Origin of the sequence: Blattabacterium cuenoti (genome assembly GCF_014252355.1) — a bacterium.
GTDB classification, from domain to species: domain Bacteria; phylum Bacteroidota; class Bacteroidia; order Flavobacteriales; family Blattabacteriaceae; genus Blattabacterium; species Blattabacterium cuenoti_AD.
Window position 1 is genome coordinate 283729 of sequence record NZ_CP059217.1, and the last position, 20769, is coordinate 304497.

Consider the following 20769-nt stretch of genomic DNA (forward strand, 5'->3'; position numbering starts at 1 on the left):
GCTGTTAGTTATTATTGTTGGGATCAATAAAACAAATAAACTGCATATTTAAAGTCAAATTATTTTATCAATAGATACTGAATATACTGAAATGAAAAACAAATGGTATGGTATATATCATTTGTAAATGGCAATTTTTTGCAAAAAAATATTATTATATTGGACAATAACCATTATTATCGTCTATTTTTTATAGAAAAATATTTTTATTTAATACGAAACTACTTCAAAATTAAAAGAAATTTCTATTTCTTTATGCAAACGAATAATAGCATGTTGTTTGCCAATTGTTTTTATAATTTTATTTCCAGGAATTCGTATTAGTTTTCTTTCGATAGAAATTCCTTTTTTGTTTAAAACTTCCATTAAATCTTTATTACTAACTGATCCAAATAATTTTCCCCCTTTTCCTATTTTAGCTTTTACCTGTAATGTTAATCCTTTTAATTTATTGTCTATTTCTTTAGATTTTTCAATTATAGATTGTTCTTTTTTAGAACGATGTTTCATAATTTCATTAATATCTTTAACCATTCCAGGAAAAGATAAAATTGCATAACCTTTTGGTATTAAATAATTTCTAGCATAACCTGGTTTAACTTCTAATTCATCATATTTAAAACCTAAATTTTCTACATCTTTTGTTAGAATAATTTTCATATTAATTATTTTAAATCATCTGTAACGAAAGGTAATAAACCAATTTGTCTACATTTTTTAATAGAAGAATTTAATTTTTTTTGATTTTTTTGCAAAGTTCCCGTAATTCTACGAGGTAGAATTTTGCCTTGTGCATTTAAAAATTTTATTAGAAATGAAGGATCTTTATAATCTATATATTTAATATTGTTTTGTTCAAAAAAGCAAAATTTTTTTTCTTTTTTTGTTTCTATCTTTAAGGGAGATAAATATCTGAAATTGCTTTCTGTTCCTGATGAAGATGAAGATGAAGATGAAACATAATCTATTTCTAGATTACCACTTGCTACTTTTTTCACTTCTTTTTCTACATTATCACTTTCTACTTTTTTTACTTCTTTTTCTACATTACCACTTGCTACTTTTTTCACTTCTTTTTCTACATTACCACTTGCTACTTTTTTTACTTCTTGTTCTACATTACCACTTGCTACTTTTTTCACTTCTTGTTCTTCTACATTACCACTTGCTACTTTTTTTACTTCTTGTTCTACATTACCACTTGCTACTTTTTTTACTTCTTGTTCTACATTACCACTTGCTACTTTTTTTACTTCTTTTTCTACATTACCACTTGCTACTTTTTTTACTTCTTGTTCTACATTACCACTTGCTACTTTTTTTACTTCTTTTTCTACATTACCACTTGCTACTTTTTTTACTTCTTTTTCTACATTATCACTTTCTACTTTTTTTACTTCTTGTTCTACATTACCACTTGCTACTTTTTTTACTTCTTTTTCTACATTATCACTTTCTACTTTTTTTACTTCTTGTTCTACATTACCACTTGCTACTTTTTTTACTTCTTTTTCTACATTACCACTTGCTACTTTTTTCACTTCTTGTTCTACATTACCACTTGCTACTTTTTTCACTTCTTGTTCTACATTACCACTTGCTACTTTTTTCACTTCTTGTTCTACATTACCACTTGCTACTTTTTTCACTTCTTGTTCTACATTACCACTTGCTACTTTTTTCACTTCTTGTTCTACATTACCACTTGCTACTTTTTTCACTTCTTGTTCTACATTACCACTTGCTACTTTTTTCACTTCTTGTTCTTCTACATTACCATTTTTATTTATTTGTTCTTTTTGTTTTGTATCTTTATCTACAATCATCACTTTTTAATTTTATTTCTTCTTGTTTTTGCATATTCAATACCATATTTATTTAGTTTAACAGTAATAAAACGTAAAATACGTTCATCTTGTCTTAATTTCAATTCTAAACTAGAAATTAAATTAGCATAAAACAAAAATTCAAATAAATGATAACAACCACTTTGTTTTTTTTTAATTGAATAAGCTAATTGTTTCAAGCCCCAATGTTCCTGATAAACTATCTGTCCATCTTTTTGTATCATATAATCCTCGTATTCTTTTACCGTTTGTTTTGCTTGTTCCTCAGAAAGAATAGGGGTAATGATTATAACACTTTCATAATGTGTAAGCATTTAATTATACATTTAAAAAACATAAATCTATATTTTTATGCTTTATTGTCAAAAAAAATATCAAATTTTTTCCATAATTTGTTTGATTAATTTATTTATCCTTCGTATGCAAGATGCTTGTCCTAACATTTCTAAAATAATTAAAAGATTCACACCTTTTAGTTTTCCTACTAAAGCAAAACGAAGTAATTCCATAATTTTACGTTTTACTTTTGTTTTTTCATCAAAAATATTTTTCAAATTTTCCAAATTAAACAAAGAAATATTGTATAATGATTTTTTTAAATCTTCTAACAAATCTAAATTTGGTACATTACAAATTTTTTTTAAAAAATCAGATTCATATGAATATGGATCCACAAAAAAGTAAAAAGTGTGTTCCCATATATCATGAATAAAATAAAGTCTATCAATGACAAGATGTATAATTTTTAAAAGATAAGTTCTATTATTATATTGTATTGAACGCTTTTTCAGTTCATTTTGAAGAAATAAAATGATAATATTATCTATATTTTTTGTTTTTTTTAAATATTGTTTATTCAACCATTGTAACTTTTTAAAATTGAAAACAATTCCTGATTTTGATATTTGTTTTAAAGAAAATAAATGAATTAATTCTTTTTTTGAAAAAATTTCTTTTTTCCCTACCCCCCCTACAGGATTCCATCCCAATAAAGCTAACATATTTACAATAGTTTCTGGAAAAAATCCTAATTCTCGATACCCTTTGATTGTTGTAGTATTATCTTTTTTCCATTGCAAAGGATAAATTGGACAATCTAAACTCATGTTTCTTTTACTTATTTTGCCTATTCCATTATTGTTTAATATCAAAGGTAAATGTGCAAATTTAGGATTGTTCCATCCAAATGCTCTATATAATAACAAGTGAAATGGCATAGAGGGCAACCACTCCTCTCCTCTAATAACATGAGTAATTTTCATTAAAAAATCATCAATTGTACTGGCCAAATGATAAGTAGGATAACCATTAGATTTTAATAAAATTTTATCATCTAACTCATCGGTATTTATTTCTATATTGCCACGAATCAAATCATATATTTTTAATATTTTACCTGGTTGTATTTTGAATCGAATCACATAAGGGATACCAGAATTAATTTTGATTTTTAATTCTTGTTTATTCATAGACAATGAATTATTTAAATTCATTCTAATACTATAATTATAAGAAAAATTTAATCCAAGATTATTATATTCTTTTCTTTTTTCATTTAGTTCTTTATCTGTATCAAAAGCATAATATGCATTATCTTTATCTAATAATTTGTTCAGATAAAAACGATAAATATCTAAACGTTTAGATTGATAATAAGGAAAATAAGGGCCACCATATCCTACTCCCTCATCAGGCTCTATTTTACACCATTTCAATGCCTCTAAAATATAAGATTCAGAATTAGGAACCAATCTTTGTCTATCAGTATCTTCTATTCTAAGAATAAATTTTCCTCTATGTTTCTTAGCAAAAAGATAATTATATAATGCTGTTCTAAGTCCTCCTAAATGTAAAGGACCAGTAGGACTAGGAGCAAAACGTACTCTAACTACTACTCTTCTATCTACTATATCTAACACAAGTATTAATATTTATAATTTATATATCTATATATCATTATATCATTTTCCAATACAAAATTTAGAAAAAATATTGCTCAAAACTTCTTCATTGGTAATTTCTCCGGTAATTTCTCCTAAAAAACGAAAAGATTCTCTTATATGTATAGAAATTAAATCTATTGAAATATTATTATTTAACGCATTATAAGCCATTGAAATCTCTTCTAATGTTTTTTTCAACGCTTCATAATGTCTATTGTTTGTTACAATAATTCTTTTTTTCGCAAATTGATCCAAAAAAAATTTACTTAATACATCTAACAATTTATTTATTCCTTGATTATTTTTAGATGATATATTAAATATTATAACTGATGAATGTAAATTACAAAAATCTTGAAAAGAAGATATATCTGATTTATTTGCAATAGCAAAAATTTTTTTCATTGGATATTTTTCATTTAAAGTTTTAATGTTTTTAATAATTTGTTTTTGTTTTTCTATTCCATCATCTGCCTCAAAAAGATATAAAATTACATGTGCATCCTTTATGCTTTTTATAGTTTTATTAATTCCTAATAATTCTATTGGATTTGTTGTTTTACGAATTCCTGCTGTGTCCACAAAACGAAAGGGAATACCTTTCAAAATAACATTACCTTCTAAACAATCTCTAGTAGTACCAGAAACATGTGATACAATAGAACGATTTTCTTGTAAAATTTTATTAAATAATGTGGATTTTCCTACATTAGTATTTCCAATAATGACTACAACAATTCCTGTTTTTATAGAATTTCCTAGCGAAAAAGATTCAATTAAATTGATTAAAGACACTTGTAAATCTTTTAAAATAGATAAAAGTGCTGATTTTTTTAAATAAGGAATATTTTCTTCAGGAAAATCTAATTCTAATTCTAACAAAGAAGAAAAATTCAATAACTTTTTTCTTAACGATTTAATCGATTTTTTCAATGTTCCTTTTATCTGTTGCAAAGATATTTCATGATTCGTTTTATTTTCAGAACAAATAATATCAGAAATTGCTTCTGCTTGTGATAAATCTATTTTTTTATTTAAAAAAGCACGAAATGTAAATTCTCCAGGTTTAGCTAATCTAATACCTTGTCCTTGTTGTAAAAATAACTTGATTATATATTCTTGAATATATTGAGATCCATGACAAGATATTTCAATCATATTTTCTCCTGTGTAAGAACAAGGTTCTCTAAATATTGATATCAATACTTGATCTATTAATTCTTGATTTTTTTTATCTGAAATATATCCTAAATGAATTGTATGTGTTGACTGATCTTTCAGTTTTTTTCCATGTTTAGCAGAAATAAAAAGACTATCCACTGTAGATATTGATTGTTTTCCAGATAAACGAATCACAGAAATTGCACTGTACCCCATTGGTGGTGTAGCTAACGCAATAATAGTATCATCATTAAATAACATTTTTAATAAAAATCCGTATTTTATTTTTTATTTATGTATGAATATAGATAAATATTATCAGTTGTTTTGTAAAACTCTTCATTCAAGATATTCAGAATATAGAGAATTAGAAAATATTTTTTTTTTGTTAACCACTCATGTATTTCAATGTGATAAAATTTCTATTATGTTAAAATTATATCACAAAGAAGAAATAGACAATGTTATATACCACAAACTAATTAGAAAATTATGGGAATTAAAAAATAATAGACCTATTCAATATGTTATTAGTAATTCATATTTTTTTGGAATGAAATTTTTTGTCAATGAAAATGTCTTTATTCCAAGACCAGAAACAGAAGAACTTGTATATTGGATTATCCAGGATCATCACTACTATTATAGTAATGATGATAAAAATATACAAATATTTGATTTAGGAACAGGAAGTGGATGTATCGCAATTACATTAAAAAAATTTTTTAAATGTATAGTTCATGCTTTCGATTTGTCTTATAAAGTTATTTTTATTGCTAAACACAATTCCTACATGCATAACGAAAAAATCATTTTCAGAAAAATAGATCTTTTAAAAGATTTAATTGATACTTATGTTTCTAATAAACACAAGGTTAATATTGTTGTTAGTAATCCACCTTATATAAAATTTTCTGAAAAAAAATATCTCCATCCCAATATTGTTCAATATGAACCTTTTCAGGCATTATTCGTTCCGGATGAAGATCCATTTATATTTTATAAAACAATAATTCTTTGGATTAAAAAAAAATTTTATAATAAAGTATATTTATACTTTGAAATTAATTCATCAATTGATTTAGCAAATCTTATTAATTTTATGAACATACAAGGAATTTACAATATTGAAATTAGAAAAGATTGTCATGGATTATTAAGAATGATTCGGATCATTATTATATAAATATATCTATTATTATGAATAATAATTATCATAAAATTAGACAAAAAATATTGAAACTCAGAAAAGAATTATCAATGTATAATTATCAATATTATGTATTAAATCAATCAAAAATATCTGATGAAGAATTTGATCAAAAATTAAAAAAATTATCTTTTTTAGAAAGAGATTACCCAGAATTATTTGACATAAAATCTCCTACTTTAACAGTAGGTAATAAATTAACTTCCTATATTTCTACTTTTCATCACAAGTATAGAATGTATTCTCTTAAAAATACTTATTCAAAAAAAGAATTTTTGATTTGGATACAACGCATAAAAAAAATTATTTCTGATTCTTTTTCTTTAGTTTGTGAACTAAAATACGATGGTGTTTCTATTAATTTAATTTATCAAAATGGATTTTTATCTCATGCTTTAACTCGTGGAGATGGAAAACAAGGAGAAAACGTTATAGAAAATGTACGAACTATCAAATCTATACCATTCAAGTTAAAAGGGGCCAATTATCCTAAATATATTGAAATACGTGGAGAAATTTTTTTTTCAAAAAAAATGTTTTCAGAAATCAATGCAAAAAGAATTAAACAAGGGTTACGCCCTTATTCTAATCAAAGAAATACAGCTAGTGGAACACTACAAATTAAAGATACACAAGTAGTTGCTGACAGAAATTTATCTTTTATACCATATTACGTTATAGGACACAAATTACCGTTTAATACACAATATCAATCTTTTAAATATTTAAAATTATGGGGATTTCATGTTCCAAAACTTATTTGTTGTTGCAATACAATAGAAGAAATTTTACATTTCATAGACTATTGGAATAATAAAAATCATATATTACCTTATTATACTGATGGAATTGTTATCAAAATCAATGAATATAAAAATCAATATATTATTGGATATACTAATAAATATCCTAAATGGGCAATTGCTTATAAATTCCAACCTAACAAATTATCTGAAACTAATTTATTGAATATTACTTTTCAAGTAGGACGTACTGGAATTATTACTCCTATTGCTAACGTATATCCAGTTAAAATTTCTGGAACAATAATAAAAAAAGTAGGTCTTTATAATGATCGTTTTATACAAAACATGCAAATTCATAATGGAGATTCATTTTTTTTAGAAAAAGGAGGTGGAATTATACCAATATTAAAAAAAATTAATATAAAAAAACGATTAATTAAAACAAATCCTATATGTTTTCCTAAAAAATGTCCATCATGTCAAAGTGTCTTAATCAAAAAGAAAGATTTGTATTATTGTCCTAATAGTCTAACTTGTCCAAGTCAAAAACAAAGAAAAATACAACACTTTGTTAGCGAACATGGAATGAATATCAAAGGAATTGGAAAATCAATGATTCAAAAATTATACAAAAAAGGATTGTTATGTGAAATAACCGATTTATATAACTTAAATGAAAAAAAAATTATTAAAATTAATGGAGTAAATAACATATCAGCTCATAAAATTATCAAAAACATCAATAAATCAATTTACTATTCATCTTTTAAAAGAGTATTATATTCTCTTGGTATTCCCCATGTGGGAGAATATGTGTCTGAAAAATTAACTGAACATTTTAGTCATATTAATTCCATAATCAATGCGGATTACAATCATTTGATATCTATTCCAGGAATAGGAAACAAAATTGCTAATAGCATACTCAATTATTTTTCAATTCATAAAAATCAATTTTTAGTTCAAATAATAATGGAAAAAGGATTATCTGTTTCATCAAAACATTTTCAAAAAACATATTTACCTCTAAATGGAAAATCTTTTTTATTTACAGGAAAATTATCAAAAATGACTCGTAATCAAGCAAAACATGTAGTAGAACATTTAGGAGGCAAAGTTTTTAATACTATAAATAATAAAGTAAATTTTCTAGTTATTGGAAAAAATTTTGGGTCAAAAGTAGCAAAATGTATAAACAAACAAAATATTGAAATTATAAATGAAGATTATTTTGAAAAACTAATCGAAAAGAAAAAAAAAGAACAATAAACTAATCGTTTTTTTTTTCATATAGAAAACAGTATATTTAGTCCTGTTGATTCTTATGCATCATCATCATTTAAGTAAGAATAAGAAATCTATTTTAGTATGTTACTAAAAAATATATTTACCGAATCTGGATTTGAATCTGAAGCTGAATTTATACCTTTAATGAGTCAAGATGAAGAAGATCAGCTTCTTAAAGATGATATACCTGAACAATTATGCATATTGACAGTGAGAAATATGGTTTTATATACTGGAATAGTTTTTCCAATCATAGCAGGAAAAAGTGGGTCTATACAATTATTACAAGATGCTTATGGATGTAATAAAACCGTTGGAGTATTAACTCAAAAAAATTCTGTCATAGATAATTTGAGCGAAAAGGATCTATACTCTATAGGGACTGTAGCTAAAATACTAAAATTATTAAAAATGCCTGACGGAAATACTACGGTAATTCTGCAAGGAAAAAGAAGATTTAAAGTAAATCGTTTTATTCAAAATGATCCATATTTTAAAGCAGAGATTATAGCATTAGAAGAAAAAAAACCTTCTTGTAAGGATAAAGAGTATCTAGCTTTGGTTGAATCTATCAAAGAAATAGCCATAAAAATTATTCAAGATAATCCAAATATTCCTTCGGAAGCTAGTATTGCAATTCGCAATATAGAAAGTCCTTCTTTTTTAATAAATTTTGTAGCAGCTAATATGAATTTAGCTACTAGAGATAAACAAAAATTGTTAGAATACAATGATTTAAAAAAAAGAGCAATGGAAACATTGCGGTTTTTGAATGTTGAGCATCAACAATTAAAACTAAAAAATGACATTCAATCTAGAGTTCGAAGTGATATGGATCAGCAACAAAGAGAATACTTTTTGCATCAACAAATAAAAGCCATTCAAGAAGAACTAGGAGATATTTCTTATGAAAAAGAAATTGATGAAATGCGTGCAAAAGCATCTAGAAAAAAATGGCCAAAAGAAGCTAAAAAACAATTTGATAGAGAACTTCTAAAAATGCAAAGAACAAATCCTCAAATGCCAGAATATACTGTTCAACGAAATTATTTGGAACTAATGATTGATCTACCATGGAGTAGATATTCAAAAGATAGTTTTGATTTAGATTTTGCCAAAAAAATATTAGATAGAGATCATTATGGTCTAGAAAAGGTGAAAGAAAGAATTATAGAATATTTAGCAGTATTGAAATTAAGAGGTGATATGCGTTCTCCTATTTTATGTTTTTATGGCCCACCTGGTGTAGGAAAGACATCATTAGGTAAATCTATAGCAACGGCAATGAAAAGAAAATATGTACGTGTTTCTTTAGGAGGCTTACACGATGAATCTGAAATACGCGGACATAGAAGAACTTATATCGGGGCTATGCCAGGTAGACTATTACAGTCTATACGAAAAGTAGGAACTTCTAACCCAGTTTTTGTTATTGACGAAATTGATAAAATGGGATTAGGCACCAATGGAGATCCTTCTTCAGCTATGTTAGAAGTTTTAGATCCTGAACAAAATACTTCTTTTTATGATAATTTTCTTGAAATGGGATATGATTTATCCAAAGTCTTGTTTATTGCTACAGCAAATTCACTTTCTAATATACAACCAGCATTGATAGATAGAATGGAAATTATTGAAATGAATGGATATACAATTGAAGAAAAAACACCTATTGTACAAAAATATATTTTACCTAAACAATTAAAAGAAAATGGATTAAAAAAATCAGATATTATACTTGGAACCAAGCAAATTGAAAAAGTAATTGAAAGTTATACTAGAGAATCTGGTTTAAGAACATTAGAAAAACAAATAGCAAAATTAGCTCGTTATGCTGCTAAACATATTGCTATGAATAAAAAATATATCAAACGTTTAAGTATTGAAAAAATAGAACAAATTTTAGGGATTCCAAATGACCCAGAACGTTATGAAAAAAATGATGTTCCAGGAGTAGTCATAGGATTAGCTTGGACTAACTTTGGAGGAGACATTTTATATATTGAATCTAGTTTATCAAAAGGAAAAGGACATTTAAATATTACCGGAAATTTAGGAGAAGTTATGAAAGAATCTGCTACGATTGCATTACAGTATATTAAAGCTAATTATGATAAATTTCATATAGATCCTAAAATGTTTGAAGAAAACAATGTTCATCTACATGTTCCTGAAGGAGCTGTTCCAAAAGATGGTCCATCTGCTGGAATTACCATGTTAACATCTTTAGTATCCATTTATACAAAAAGAAAGTTAAAACCGAATTTAGCTATGACTGGAGAAATAACATTAAGAGGAAAGGTCCTTCCTGTTGGAGGAATCAAGGAAAAAATTCTTGCAGCTAAAAGAGCTAACATTAAAGAAATCATTCTTTCACAAGAAAATAAGAAAGATGTACAAGAAATAAAACAAGAACATCTAAAAGGACTTACCTTTGATTATGTTAGAGAAATGAATGATGTTATTCAATTATCTCTACTATAAATAGTATAAAACAAAATAATAATAATAAAGATAAAGGTTGATTATAGAACGTATCGTATGATGTTAAAATCTAACAATGATACAAAAAGAATTCATAGAGAATATCTCATACAACTAGGAAAAAAATACGGAACTCCACTTTATATATATGATTTTGAAATTATTAAAAACCAATACATAAAAATGATACAAGCATTTAATGAACTTGATACGTTTCAAGTTTATTATGCATGTAAAGCAAATACTAATTTAAATGTATTAAAATTTTTGAAAAACTTGGGAAGTGGATTAGATACCGTATCTATTCAAGAAGTCAAATTGGGACTAAAAGCTGGATTTTATCCAAAAAAAATTATATTCACACCTAATTGTGTTTCTTTGGAAGAAATCAAACAAGCGGTAATATTAGGTGTTAGAATCAACATAGACAATTTATCTATTTTGGAACAATTTGGTGGAGCTCATCCAGATTATCCAGTAGGAATCAGAATAAATCCGCATATCATGGCAGGGGGCAATACAAAAATATCAGTAGGCCACATAGATTCAAAATTTGGAATTTCTTTATATCAAATACCTCATATGAAAAGAATATTAACAAATACAGGATTGAAAATTGAGGGAATACACATGCATACAGGATCTGATATTTCCGATATTAAATATTTTTTACAGGGATCACAAGTATTATATCAAACTGCTATAGATATTCCAAATCTTGATTATATTGATTTTGGAAGCGGGTTTAAAGTCCCATATAAACAAAATGATCAAAAAACGGATCTATCCATTTTAAGTAAATCAATTGTAGAAAAATTTCAAAATTTTTGTAAATCTTATGGAAAAAAATTGACTTTAATATTGGAACCTGGTAAATTTTTAGTTAGTGAATCAGGATATTTTTTAGTTCATGTAAATGTTATTAAACAAACAACTTCTACCGTATTTGCAGGTGTAGATTCAGGATTTAATCATTTCATTCGTCCCATGTTTTATGAAGCTTATCATAAAATTGAAAATATTTCTAATCCTAATGGTCGTTTTCGTTTTTATACAGTTGTAGGATATATTTGTGAGTCTGATACCTTTGGATTAAATCGTAAAATTGCAGAAATTCGTGAAGGAGATGTTTTATGTATTAAAAACGCAGGAGCATATTGTTTCTCTATGGCTTCTAATTATAATTCTCGTTATAGACCATCTGAAGTAATGATATTAAATGGAAAAGATTTTTTGATAAGGAAAAGAGAAACTATGAAAGATATTTTAAAAAATATTATAGAAATACCATTCTAATTATTCATTCTAATTATTAATGTTAATTATTGTTGTATTAGGTGGAGAGATGGCAGAGCGGTTAATTGCGACGGTCTTGAAAACCGTTGAGGGAAGTTGTTCCCTCCGGGGGTTCGAATCCCTCTCTCTCCGCTTTTATTACTGAAATAAGCATTTTTCTACTTACTATCTATGCTTATATATTATTTAATTTTTTTAATTGTTTTTTCACACAATCATTTGTTATCTTTTGAAATAATATCAAAGGTTTTCCTAATCTATGTCCTGGTGATACAATTTCTTCTTGTATTTGATTCCACAAACAAGATTTTAAACGCATGATTTTAAATAATTTTTCTGATGTATATGGAAGAAAAGGTTCTGATAATTGTGATAACATTCCTAAAATTTGCATATCTATATAAAGAATACTATTTAATCTTTTTGTATTTTTCCATGGAGCTTCCTTTGTTAAATATTTGTTTCCAATTCTTGCTAAATCCATAAAACATCCTAGAGCATCCCTAAATTTAAAGGTTTCTATCAGTTGACTAATATTTTTTGGATATTGTTGAATTGTTTTTAATATTTTTTTGTCAAAACAAGATAAACAACCAGGAGTTGGCACAATTCCATTACTATATTTTTGAATTAGAGTAATACTACGATGGACAAAGTTTCCTAATATTGCTACTAATTCCATATTATTTTTTGTTTGAAAATCTTTCCAATTAAAATTACTATCTTTATTTTCTGGCATCTTAGATATAAGAACATATCGTAGTGTATCCTGTTGATTTGGAAATTCTTTCAAATACTCATGAATCCATATACCCCAACCTTTAGAAGTAGAAATTTTCTTTTTATCTAAGTTCATAAATTCATTAGCTACAACTTGATAAGGCAAAATATAACCTTTGTTATAAGCTTTAAGTATTATTGGAAAAATTATGCAATGAAATACAATATTATCTTTTCCTATAAACTGAATCAGTTTAGTTTTATCATCTTTCCAATAAGATTTCCAGTCCTGTCGATTACGTTGTGCCCATTCTATGGTAGAAGAAATATATCCTAATACTGCTTCAAACCATACATATAAAACTTTTCCAGAATACTTTGGGATCGGAATTCCCCAATTCAAATCTCTTGTAATAGCTCTAGGGGTTAATCCTTGATGTAACCATGATTTTGCTTGTCCATAAACATTTACTTTCCAATCATTTTTATGCTCTTTTAAAATCCATTTTTCTAAAAATTTCTGATATTTATTCAAAGGCAAATACCAATGTTTTGTTTTTTTTAAAATCGGTATACTACCATTTATAGTAGATATAGGATTTATTAATTCTTCACTACTTAATGTAGATCCACAATTTTCACATTGATCTCCATATGCTATAGAACTTTTACAAAGAGGACATGTTCCAGACAAATATCTATCTGGTAAAAATTGTTGTGCTACTGAATCATAATATTGTTCAGATACCTGTTCAAAAAGTATATTTTTATTACTAAATTCTTTAAAAAAAGATATAGCCAATTTATGATGAATTTTTGCAGAAGTTCTAGAAAAATTATCAAATCGTATTCCAAAATGATGAAAACAATTTTTCATCATTAAATAGTATTTATTTACTATTTCTTTTGGAATTTTGTTTTCTTTTTTAGCTTGCATAGTAATAGGAACTCCATGTTCATCTGCTCCACATATAAAAATAACTTTAATTTTGTTATTTTTTCTTTTCAGACAACGAACAAAAATATCTGCTGGAACATAAACGCCTGCTAAGTGTCCTATATGAATAGGACCATTAGAATATGGAAAAGCTGCTGTAACTATATATTTGTTTAATGGTTTCATCTATCTTTCATTATCAAAAAATGATAATCAATGATATTATAATAATAAAAAAATTATTGATTATTAATTAATACTTAAATATAATACAATCCATTTAATTTGCATTATGAATAATAAAAAATTATTTTTAGTAGATGCATATACAATTATTTATCGAGGATATTATGCAAATATAAAAAAACCTTTTTTCACGTCTAAAGGATTAAATACATCTAGTATTCTATATTTTACATATTTATTGATTAAAACATTAAATGAAGAGAAACCTTCCTATATGTCTGTTGTTTTTGATACTTATCAACAAACTTTTAGAAACAAAGAATATAATAAATACAAAAATAATAGAAAAAAAACTCCAAAAGAAATTTTGATTGGTCTTCCATATATTAAAGAAATTTTAAAATCTTTTAATATTTATTTTTTAGACGCAAAACATGGATATGAAGCAGATGATTTCATTGGAACCATTGCAAAACAAGCAGAGCAAAAAGGATATATAGTTTATATAGTTTCTTTGGATAAAGATTTTTTTCAACTTGTTACAAAGAATATAAAAATTTATAGAATACCTTTTAAGGGTCAACCTAAAACAATATTAGGAGTAAATGAAGTTTTAGAAAAATTTTGCATAAAAAATACTAAACAAGTAATAGATTTATTGGGAATGATGGGCGATTCTTCTGATAATATTCCCGGATTACCAGGAATAGGAAAAAAACATGCTAAAAAATTCATTAAACAATATGATAATATTGAAAATTTTTTAAATTCCATTAATGATTTACCTCCAGGTAAGATTAAAAAAAATCTTGAACTGAATAAAGAGTTAGGGTTATTATCGAAAAAATTGGCCACTATAGTGACAGATATTCCATATATATCTTTTAAAGAAGAAAATTTTTATGTACAAAAACCAAATTGGGATGCAATAAAAAAGATATTTTTATTTCTTGAATTTAAAAAATTGTTAAAACCTGCTTATCAATATTTTATAAACAAAACATAAAATTATTGATATAATTTATGTTTTTTCATATATTTACATATTTCTGGTGGAAGTAATGGTTTAATGTTTTTTCCGTATCTAATATATTTACGAATGTAAGAAGAAGATATATCAATAATTGGGCCTTCAAGGAAACATATTTTCTTTTTATATTTATATTCCAAAAAAGGATTTAAAAATTTTCCAAAACGAGGATATACTAAAATATCATATTTATTTATAATAATATTATAATCTTTCCAATTATTTAAGGTAGAAAAAGTATCCATACCCATAATAATAAAGAATTTATTTTCAGGATATTTGTACTCAATCATATTGAGTGTATTAATAGTATAAGATGGTATTAATCCTGATTCTATATTTGAGCAAATCATTTTTTTATACTTTGAAGTAGCTAAACGTACCATATTCATCCTATGATGATAATCTATAAGATTACTTTTTTTTTTAATGGATTTTCTGGAGAAACTACAAACCAAATATTATCTATATCTATAAATTCTACTATATAATTTGCTAAAATAATATGTCCTACATGAATAGGATTAAATGATCCAAAATAAAGTCCTATTTTCTTCATTATTATTTACAACAGTTATTTTATTTATTATGTTTTTATTTAAAAAAATACATGAATGATTAGTACTTTTGCAAAGCAATTTTATAATACATTTTTATTCGTTTATTTAATATAAAAAAATTGTAATTAAAATAATATGATGCACAATCATTTTTCAAAAAAAAATCATCAAACAAATAAAAAACATTTTATTTCTTATATTATTGGATTATTATTTCTTGGAAATAGCATTTTCTTATTTTTAAGTTTTTTATCTTTTTTTTTTCATTGGAAAGAAGATCAAAGTCAATTAGATAAAATATTTAATCAAGAAATTATTGTAGAAAATTTACTTGGAAAAGTGGGTGCTTTTTTAGCTCATTTTTTTATACACTGTGGAATAGGAATTAGTTCTTTTTTCTTTCCTATATTGTGTTTTTTTAAAAGTATAATAATACTTTTTGAAACAAAACGAATTTTCATAAAACAGTATCATTTAATAAAATTAAACATTTTTTTTTTAAGTATATGTATACCAATTACTTGTTCTTTGATTATTCCTAAATATGGATTATTAAGTGGAATTTTAGGATTTGAAATTAGTACCATTTTGATAAGCTTTTTTGGAAAAGTGGGATTAGGAATACTTTTATCTATAGTATTTATACTATACATTATACTGGTATTCCGTCTTCATTCTCCAAGGAATACAATTAGATTAATTGCAGAAATTACCCCACAAAAAAAAATATATTATGAAAAATATAATAAATTTTTGGAAAACTTAAAAAAAAATCCAAAAAAAAAGATCATAATTTCTAATTATAACATAAAACATCATCCTATTATATTTTCACAATCAGCAAAATATGATGATTCTTTCATAAAAAATAAAAAATCAACAGAAAAGAATAAGGAAAAACTTATTACAATTTTTAAATACTATAAAATAGAAATAGAAAACATAAAAATAACTATAGGTCCTACTATTACTTTATATGAACTATTTCCTAAGGTTGGAGTTCGTGTTTCCACAATAAAAAGTTTAGAAAACGAAATTGCTTTAAGCGTATCTGCTATAGGAATAAGAATACTAGGTCCACTTCCTGGAAGAGGATCAATTGGAATAGAAATTCCAAATAATATACGCACCATCGTTTATATGACAAATATCATGTATTCTAAAGAAATGTTTGAAAAAAGTAAGAATAAGGAACTACCTATTCCATTAGGAAAAACTGTATTCAATGAAATCTTCATGATTGATTTAGCAAAAATGCCTCATTTACTTATAGCAGGATCAACAGGCCAAGGAAAATCCGTTGGAATTAACATTATGATTATTTTTTTATTATATCATAAATCACCGAAATATATCAAATTTGTTTTCATTGATCCAAAAAAAGTAGAATTATCTATTTACAATAAAATTTCAAAATCTTATTTTGCTTTTATTCCAAATTATACAACAACTAGAACACCTATAATTACAGACATAACAATAGCAACAAAAGCATTAAATTCTTTATGCAAAGAAATGGATAATAGATATTTTCTTATGGAAAAATATAATGTAAGAAATATTCAAGAATATAATCAAAATAAAAAATTACCTTTACCTTATATCATACTAATTATTGATGAATTTGCAGATTTGAGTCTTTCTTTTAAACGAAAAGAAATAGAAATATACATTACCCGTTTAACACAGTTAGCTCGTGCGGTTGGAATTCACTTGATTATTGCAACACAACGTCCATCAGTAGATGTTATTACAGGATTAATCAAATCTAATTTTACAGCTAGAATAGCATTTAGAGTTAGTTCAAAGATAGATTCTAGAACTATATTAGACTGTAATGGAGCAGAAAAATTAGTTGGACAAGGAGATCTTTTATTTTCTAACAAACAAGAATTAGTAAGAATACAATGTCCTTTTGTCAATATATCAGAAATTCAACAAATAGTCGATTTTTATGATGAAACAACAAGCATACAAGAAAATTTTTTCTTGCCAAATCCAGATATATAATTAAAAATTGTTAATAATAAAATGCGGTCTGGACGGGACTTGAACCCGCGACCCCATGCGTGACAGGCATGTATTCTAACCAACTGAACTACCAGACCGAAACAATTGTTTTGAAAAAATATTAATCAATCAAATTAAATTGATTATGAAATAATTAAAACATCCAATTTTTTTCTTATTTCCTCTTTAGTAGCAACTCCAATATGCATATCTATTTTTTCTCTGTTTTTAAAGAACAAAATAGTAGGAATACTTCGTATTCCATATCTAGAAGAAATTTTTGGATTCTTATCCACATTTATTTTGACAACTAACACCTTGTCTTTGTATTCATTAGATACATCTTCCAAGATAGAAGACAAAGTTCTACATGGAGCACACCATGGAGCCCAAAAATCTACTACAATAGGTTTATTCGCTGATATAATAACTTTTTCAAAGCTTTCATCATTTATCTCTTGTATCATACATACTTATTTAATAATAATTCAAAATAACAAATTTACCGTTTTTGTGTTACAATTGAAAGTCTTTTAACAAACGTATGTAAATATCTATACCATTTATTATTTCTGAAATATAAATATACTCATTGGGAGTATGAGAACGAACACTATCTCCTACCCCAATTTTGATAGTTGCAAAAGACATATTACTTTGATCAGACAAAGTAGGAGATCCATATAGTTTAAGATTTAATTTTTTAGATTGTAATACAATTGGATGGTTTTGATCAATAAAAGAAAAATTATACGTTGAAGAACGTATTTGTATTTTTGAAGATATATTATTTTTAATAATCGAAATTAATTCCTCTTTATCATATAATTCATTAGTTCTAATATCTAAAACAAAAGAACAACAATCTGGAATCATATTATGCTGTATCCCCCCCTTGATTTGAGTGACCGTTAATGTTGTTTTACCTAGTAATTTGGATTCTCTAGTAAAACGAATATTTTTCAAATATTCAATATCTTTTGTTGCTATATAAATAGCATTAATTCCTGAATGAGGTGATGAAGCAGAATGAGCACTTTTTCCTATTGCTAAGCAATCTAATACGATTAATCCCTTTTCTGCAATAGCAACTTGCATATTTGTTGGTTCTCCTATTATTCCTACGTCTATTTTCCCTAATTCAGATAAAATAGATTTAACACCTTCATTACCAGAAATTTCTTCTTCTGCTGTAATAGAAAGAATTAATTTATAAGGCAATATAATAGATAAACTACTCAAATAAATAAAAGCAGAAATTAACGCTACTACAGAAGCACCTGCATCATTGCTACCTAATCCTATTAATTTGTTATTTTTTTTTATAATAGCCGTATAAGGATCAGTATCCCAATTTGTTCCAGGATGCACAGTATCATGATGAGAGTTCAATAAAATGGTAGGAGTGTTTTGATTTTTTATATAATTATTATTTTCAGTCCATATGTTATTAAATTTTCTGTTTATATTAAATCCATATTTAGAAAGATAATCTTCTATTAACAAAGATACTTCTTGTTCTTGTTTGGATATTGATGGAGTATTTATAATTTTTATCAGTAGTTGTATTGCCTCTTCTTTTAATCTTTTTAAATTCACTATAGACATAAAATGGTCTTATTCTTTATATCATCATTTAAATAATCAGGATGTCCTATGTATACCTTAGATACTCCATTTTTGAGAGCAAAAAATGCATTTTCTAATTTTGGAATCATACCATTTATTACGGTTTTATTTCTTTTTAGAGATTGAAATAAACGTAAATCTATTTTTGGAAAAAAAGATTCTGAATCTTGTAAATTACTTAATACACCTTTTTTATCGAAACAAAAGTGTAATTCTGTTTCATATAATTTTTTTAATGAAATTGCTATTGATGAAGCTATAGTATCTGCATTGGTATTTAAAAGATTTCCTATTCCATTATGAGTAATAGGACATACTACAGGTACAATATCATGTCTCAACATAAATATCATTACACTAGAATTTACACTTTGACTATTCAAATCTCCAACATATCCATAATCCACTTCATTGGTTCTTTTAACACGCAAATTTGACTTAATACAATTAAGATCTGCCCCACATAAACCCAATGCATTACAACCATAATACTGCAATTTAGAAACAATCTTTTTATTGACTAGCCCGGCATACGTCATCACAACAATATCAAGTATTTCTTTATTTGTAACTCTTCTTCCTTGTACAAAGGTTGGATGAACTCCCATTTTATTGCAAATATTATTTGCCAAACTTCCACCTCCATGAACTAGAACCTTTTTATCTGGTATTTTCAAAAAAGCATATAAAGCAGAATAAAGAGAGTCATGGTTATTTATTAAGTTTCCACCAATTTTTACTATATGTATTTTCATGATAAAAATTCTAATAATTTCAAAAAAATCATTTGGGTAGAAAAAATTCTATTTTCTGCTTGTTGCAATACAATAGATTGAGGACTATTTAAAACTGAATCTTCTACCACTATATTTCTCCTTACGGGTAGACAGTGCATAAATTTAGCTTTATTAGTTAATTCCATCTTTTTTTTGGTAATCATCCAATCATCACTTGTATGTAGTATTTTTCCATAATGTCTATAACTACTCCAATTTTTTGCATATATAAAATCGGCGTTGAAAAATGCTTGATGTTGATCATATGTAGTATAAATTCCTTTAGAAAATTTTTCATACAAATCGTATTCTTTAGGACAAGTAATAGTTAAATCAATTTCTTCTATTCTAGATAGACATTGAACAAAAGAATTGGCTACAGAATGTGGTAATGCTTTTACATGTGGAGCCCAACTTAATACTACTTTGCATCGTTTTTTTTTTTTTTTTGACAAAAAAGGAAAAAATTCGGCAATTGTCATAGCATCTGCTAATGACTGTAAAGGATGCATAGTCGCACTTTCCAAATTTACGACTGGAACTTTAGAATAAGACAAAATTTTATTAAAAAATACTTCTTCGTAATCATAATCTCTATCTAAAAGATTAGGAAAAGTTCTGATTGCTAGAATATCACAATATAAACTCATTACCGATATTGCTTCTTTAATATGTTCTTGAGTATGTTTCATCACAGTGCCATCATGTAGTTCTAATTTCCAAGAATCTCTATTCACATCTAAACTCCAAATATTACATCCTAAATTAAAAGCGGCTTTTTGGCAACTGAGCCTAGTTCTTAGACTTTGATTAAAAAATATTAATCCAATGGTTTTATTTTTACCACAATTTTGAAAATCATATGGATGATTTTTTAATTCTATAGAAGTTTTTATAATTGCATATAAATCATCGATATCTTCTATACTGAAAAAATTTTTCATAAA

18 protein-coding genes and 2 tRNA genes are annotated in these 20769 nt (G+C 25.7%); 7 read left to right on the forward strand and 13 right to left on the reverse strand.

Going from position 1 to position 20769, the window contains the following annotated elements; translation table 11 throughout:
- Window positions 1-210 precede the first annotated feature (210 nt).
- From rplI to mnmE, 5 genes are all read right to left on the reverse strand, one after another.
- Window positions 211-660, reverse strand: a complete 450-nt coding sequence (gene rplI, locus H0H38_RS01360) for a 50S ribosomal protein L9 (protein ID WP_185872534.1) — start codon at window positions 658-660, stop codon at window positions 211-213.
- A gap of 5 nt (window positions 661-665) precedes the next feature.
- The gene (gene rpsR / locus H0H38_RS01365) at window positions 666-968 is read right to left on the reverse strand and encodes a 30S ribosomal protein S18 (protein ID WP_185873008.1); all 303 of its coding nucleotides are present in this window, start codon (window positions 966-968) and stop codon (window positions 666-668) included.
- An 857-nt stretch (window positions 969-1825) separates the two neighbouring features.
- Window positions 1826-2161, reverse strand: coding sequence for a 30S ribosomal protein S6 (gene rpsF, locus H0H38_RS01370; RefSeq protein ID WP_185872535.1), 336 nt, complete (start codon window positions 2159-2161; stop codon window positions 1826-1828).
- A gap of 60 nt (window positions 2162-2221) precedes the next feature.
- The gene (gene gltX, locus H0H38_RS01375) at window positions 2222-3766 is read right to left on the reverse strand and encodes a glutamate--tRNA ligase (protein WP_238785385.1); all 1545 of its coding nucleotides are present in this window, start codon (window positions 3764-3766) and stop codon (window positions 2222-2224) included.
- 42 nt (window positions 3767-3808) lie between these two features.
- Window positions 3809-5212: a tRNA uridine-5-carboxymethylaminomethyl(34) synthesis GTPase MnmE gene (mnmE, locus tag H0H38_RS01380; RefSeq protein ID WP_185872536.1), complete on the reverse strand. Its 1404-nt coding sequence runs from the start codon at window positions 5210-5212 to the stop codon at window positions 3809-3811.
- 37 nt (window positions 5213-5249) lie between these two features.
- Between mnmE and H0H38_RS01385 the strand changes: the two genes are divergently transcribed.
- From H0H38_RS01385 to H0H38_RS01405, 5 genes are all read left to right on the forward strand, one after another.
- Entirely contained in the window at window positions 5250-6137 is an 888-nt protein-coding gene (locus tag H0H38_RS01385) for a N5-glutamine methyltransferase family protein (RefSeq protein WP_185872537.1), read from the forward strand.
- 14 nt (window positions 6138-6151) lie between these two features.
- Window positions 6152-8176 (forward strand): NAD-dependent DNA ligase LigA, encoded by a 2025-nt coding sequence (gene ligA, locus H0H38_RS01390; protein ID WP_185872538.1) that lies wholly within the window; start codon window positions 6152-6154, stop codon window positions 8174-8176.
- 99 nt (window positions 8177-8275) lie between these two features.
- Window positions 8276-10678 carry an endopeptidase La gene (gene lon / locus H0H38_RS01395; RefSeq protein ID WP_185872539.1) on the forward strand — a complete coding sequence of 801 codons (2403 nt, stop codon included), beginning with the start codon at window positions 8276-8278 and terminating at the stop codon, window positions 10676-10678.
- Window positions 10679-10735: 57 nt separating this feature from the next.
- Complete coding sequence (gene lysA / locus H0H38_RS01400; RefSeq protein ID WP_238785386.1) at window positions 10736-11974, forward strand: diaminopimelate decarboxylase; 1239 nt, start codon at window positions 10736-10738, stop codon at window positions 11972-11974.
- A 43-nt stretch (window positions 11975-12017) separates the two neighbouring features.
- A tRNA-Ser gene (locus tag H0H38_RS01405) sits at window positions 12018-12106 on the forward strand.
- Window positions 12107-12149: 43 nt separating this feature from the next.
- Here the strand turns inward: H0H38_RS01405 and metG are convergent.
- Window positions 12150-13817, reverse strand: coding sequence for a methionine--tRNA ligase (gene metG / locus H0H38_RS01410; RefSeq protein ID WP_185872540.1), 1668 nt, complete (start codon window positions 13815-13817; stop codon window positions 12150-12152).
- 106 nt (window positions 13818-13923) lie between these two features.
- Between metG and H0H38_RS01415 the strand changes: the two genes are divergently transcribed.
- Window positions 13924-14823, forward strand: coding sequence for a 5'-3' exonuclease (locus H0H38_RS01415; protein WP_185872541.1), 900 nt, complete (start codon window positions 13924-13926; stop codon window positions 14821-14823).
- 2 nt (window positions 14824-14825) lie between these two features.
- Here H0H38_RS01415 and H0H38_RS01420 read toward each other — a convergent pair whose 3' ends face one another.
- Window positions 14826-15239 (reverse strand): nicotinate-nicotinamide nucleotide adenylyltransferase, encoded by a 414-nt coding sequence (locus H0H38_RS01420; protein ID WP_394798858.1) that lies wholly within the window; start codon window positions 15237-15239, stop codon window positions 14826-14828.
- Between the two features lie 14 nt (window positions 15240-15253).
- On the reverse strand, window positions 15254-15406 hold the full coding sequence (locus tag H0H38_RS02845; RefSeq protein WP_394798859.1) for a nicotinate-nicotinamide nucleotide adenylyltransferase: 153 nt from the start codon (window positions 15404-15406) through the stop codon (window positions 15254-15256).
- A 139-nt stretch (window positions 15407-15545) separates the two neighbouring features.
- On the opposite strand from H0H38_RS02845, the gene H0H38_RS01425 reads away from it, so the two are divergent.
- Window positions 15546-17417 (forward strand): DNA translocase FtsK 4TM domain-containing protein, encoded by a 1872-nt coding sequence (locus H0H38_RS01425; protein WP_185872542.1) that lies wholly within the window; start codon window positions 15546-15548, stop codon window positions 17415-17417.
- Between the two features lie 24 nt (window positions 17418-17441).
- Here H0H38_RS01425 and H0H38_RS01430 read toward each other — a convergent pair.
- The 5 genes from H0H38_RS01430 to H0H38_RS01450 all read right to left on the reverse strand — a co-directional run bounded on the left by H0H38_RS01430 (window position 17442) and on the right by H0H38_RS01450 (window position 20766).
- Window positions 17442-17515: transfer RNA gene (locus H0H38_RS01430), tRNA-Asp, on the reverse strand.
- Window positions 17516-17560: 45 nt separating this feature from the next.
- Entirely contained in the window at window positions 17561-17884 is a 324-nt protein-coding gene (trxA, locus tag H0H38_RS01435) for a thioredoxin (RefSeq protein WP_185872543.1), read from the reverse strand.
- 49 nt (window positions 17885-17933) lie between these two features.
- Window positions 17934-19025, reverse strand: a complete 1092-nt coding sequence (locus H0H38_RS01440; RefSeq protein ID WP_185872544.1) for a M20/M25/M40 family metallo-hydrolase — start codon at window positions 19023-19025, stop codon at window positions 17934-17936.
- Complete coding sequence (gene argB, locus H0H38_RS01445) at window positions 19016-19801, reverse strand: acetylglutamate kinase (RefSeq protein ID WP_185872545.1); 786 nt, start codon at window positions 19799-19801, stop codon at window positions 19016-19018. The genes H0H38_RS01440 and argB overlap by 10 nt, the downstream gene beginning before the upstream one ends.
- Entirely contained in the window at window positions 19798-20766 is a 969-nt protein-coding gene (locus H0H38_RS01450; RefSeq protein WP_185872546.1) for a Rossmann-fold NAD(P)-binding domain-containing protein, read from the reverse strand. Before H0H38_RS01450 ends, argB begins: the two co-directional genes overlap by 4 nt.
- Window positions 20767-20769: the final 3 nt, after the last annotated feature.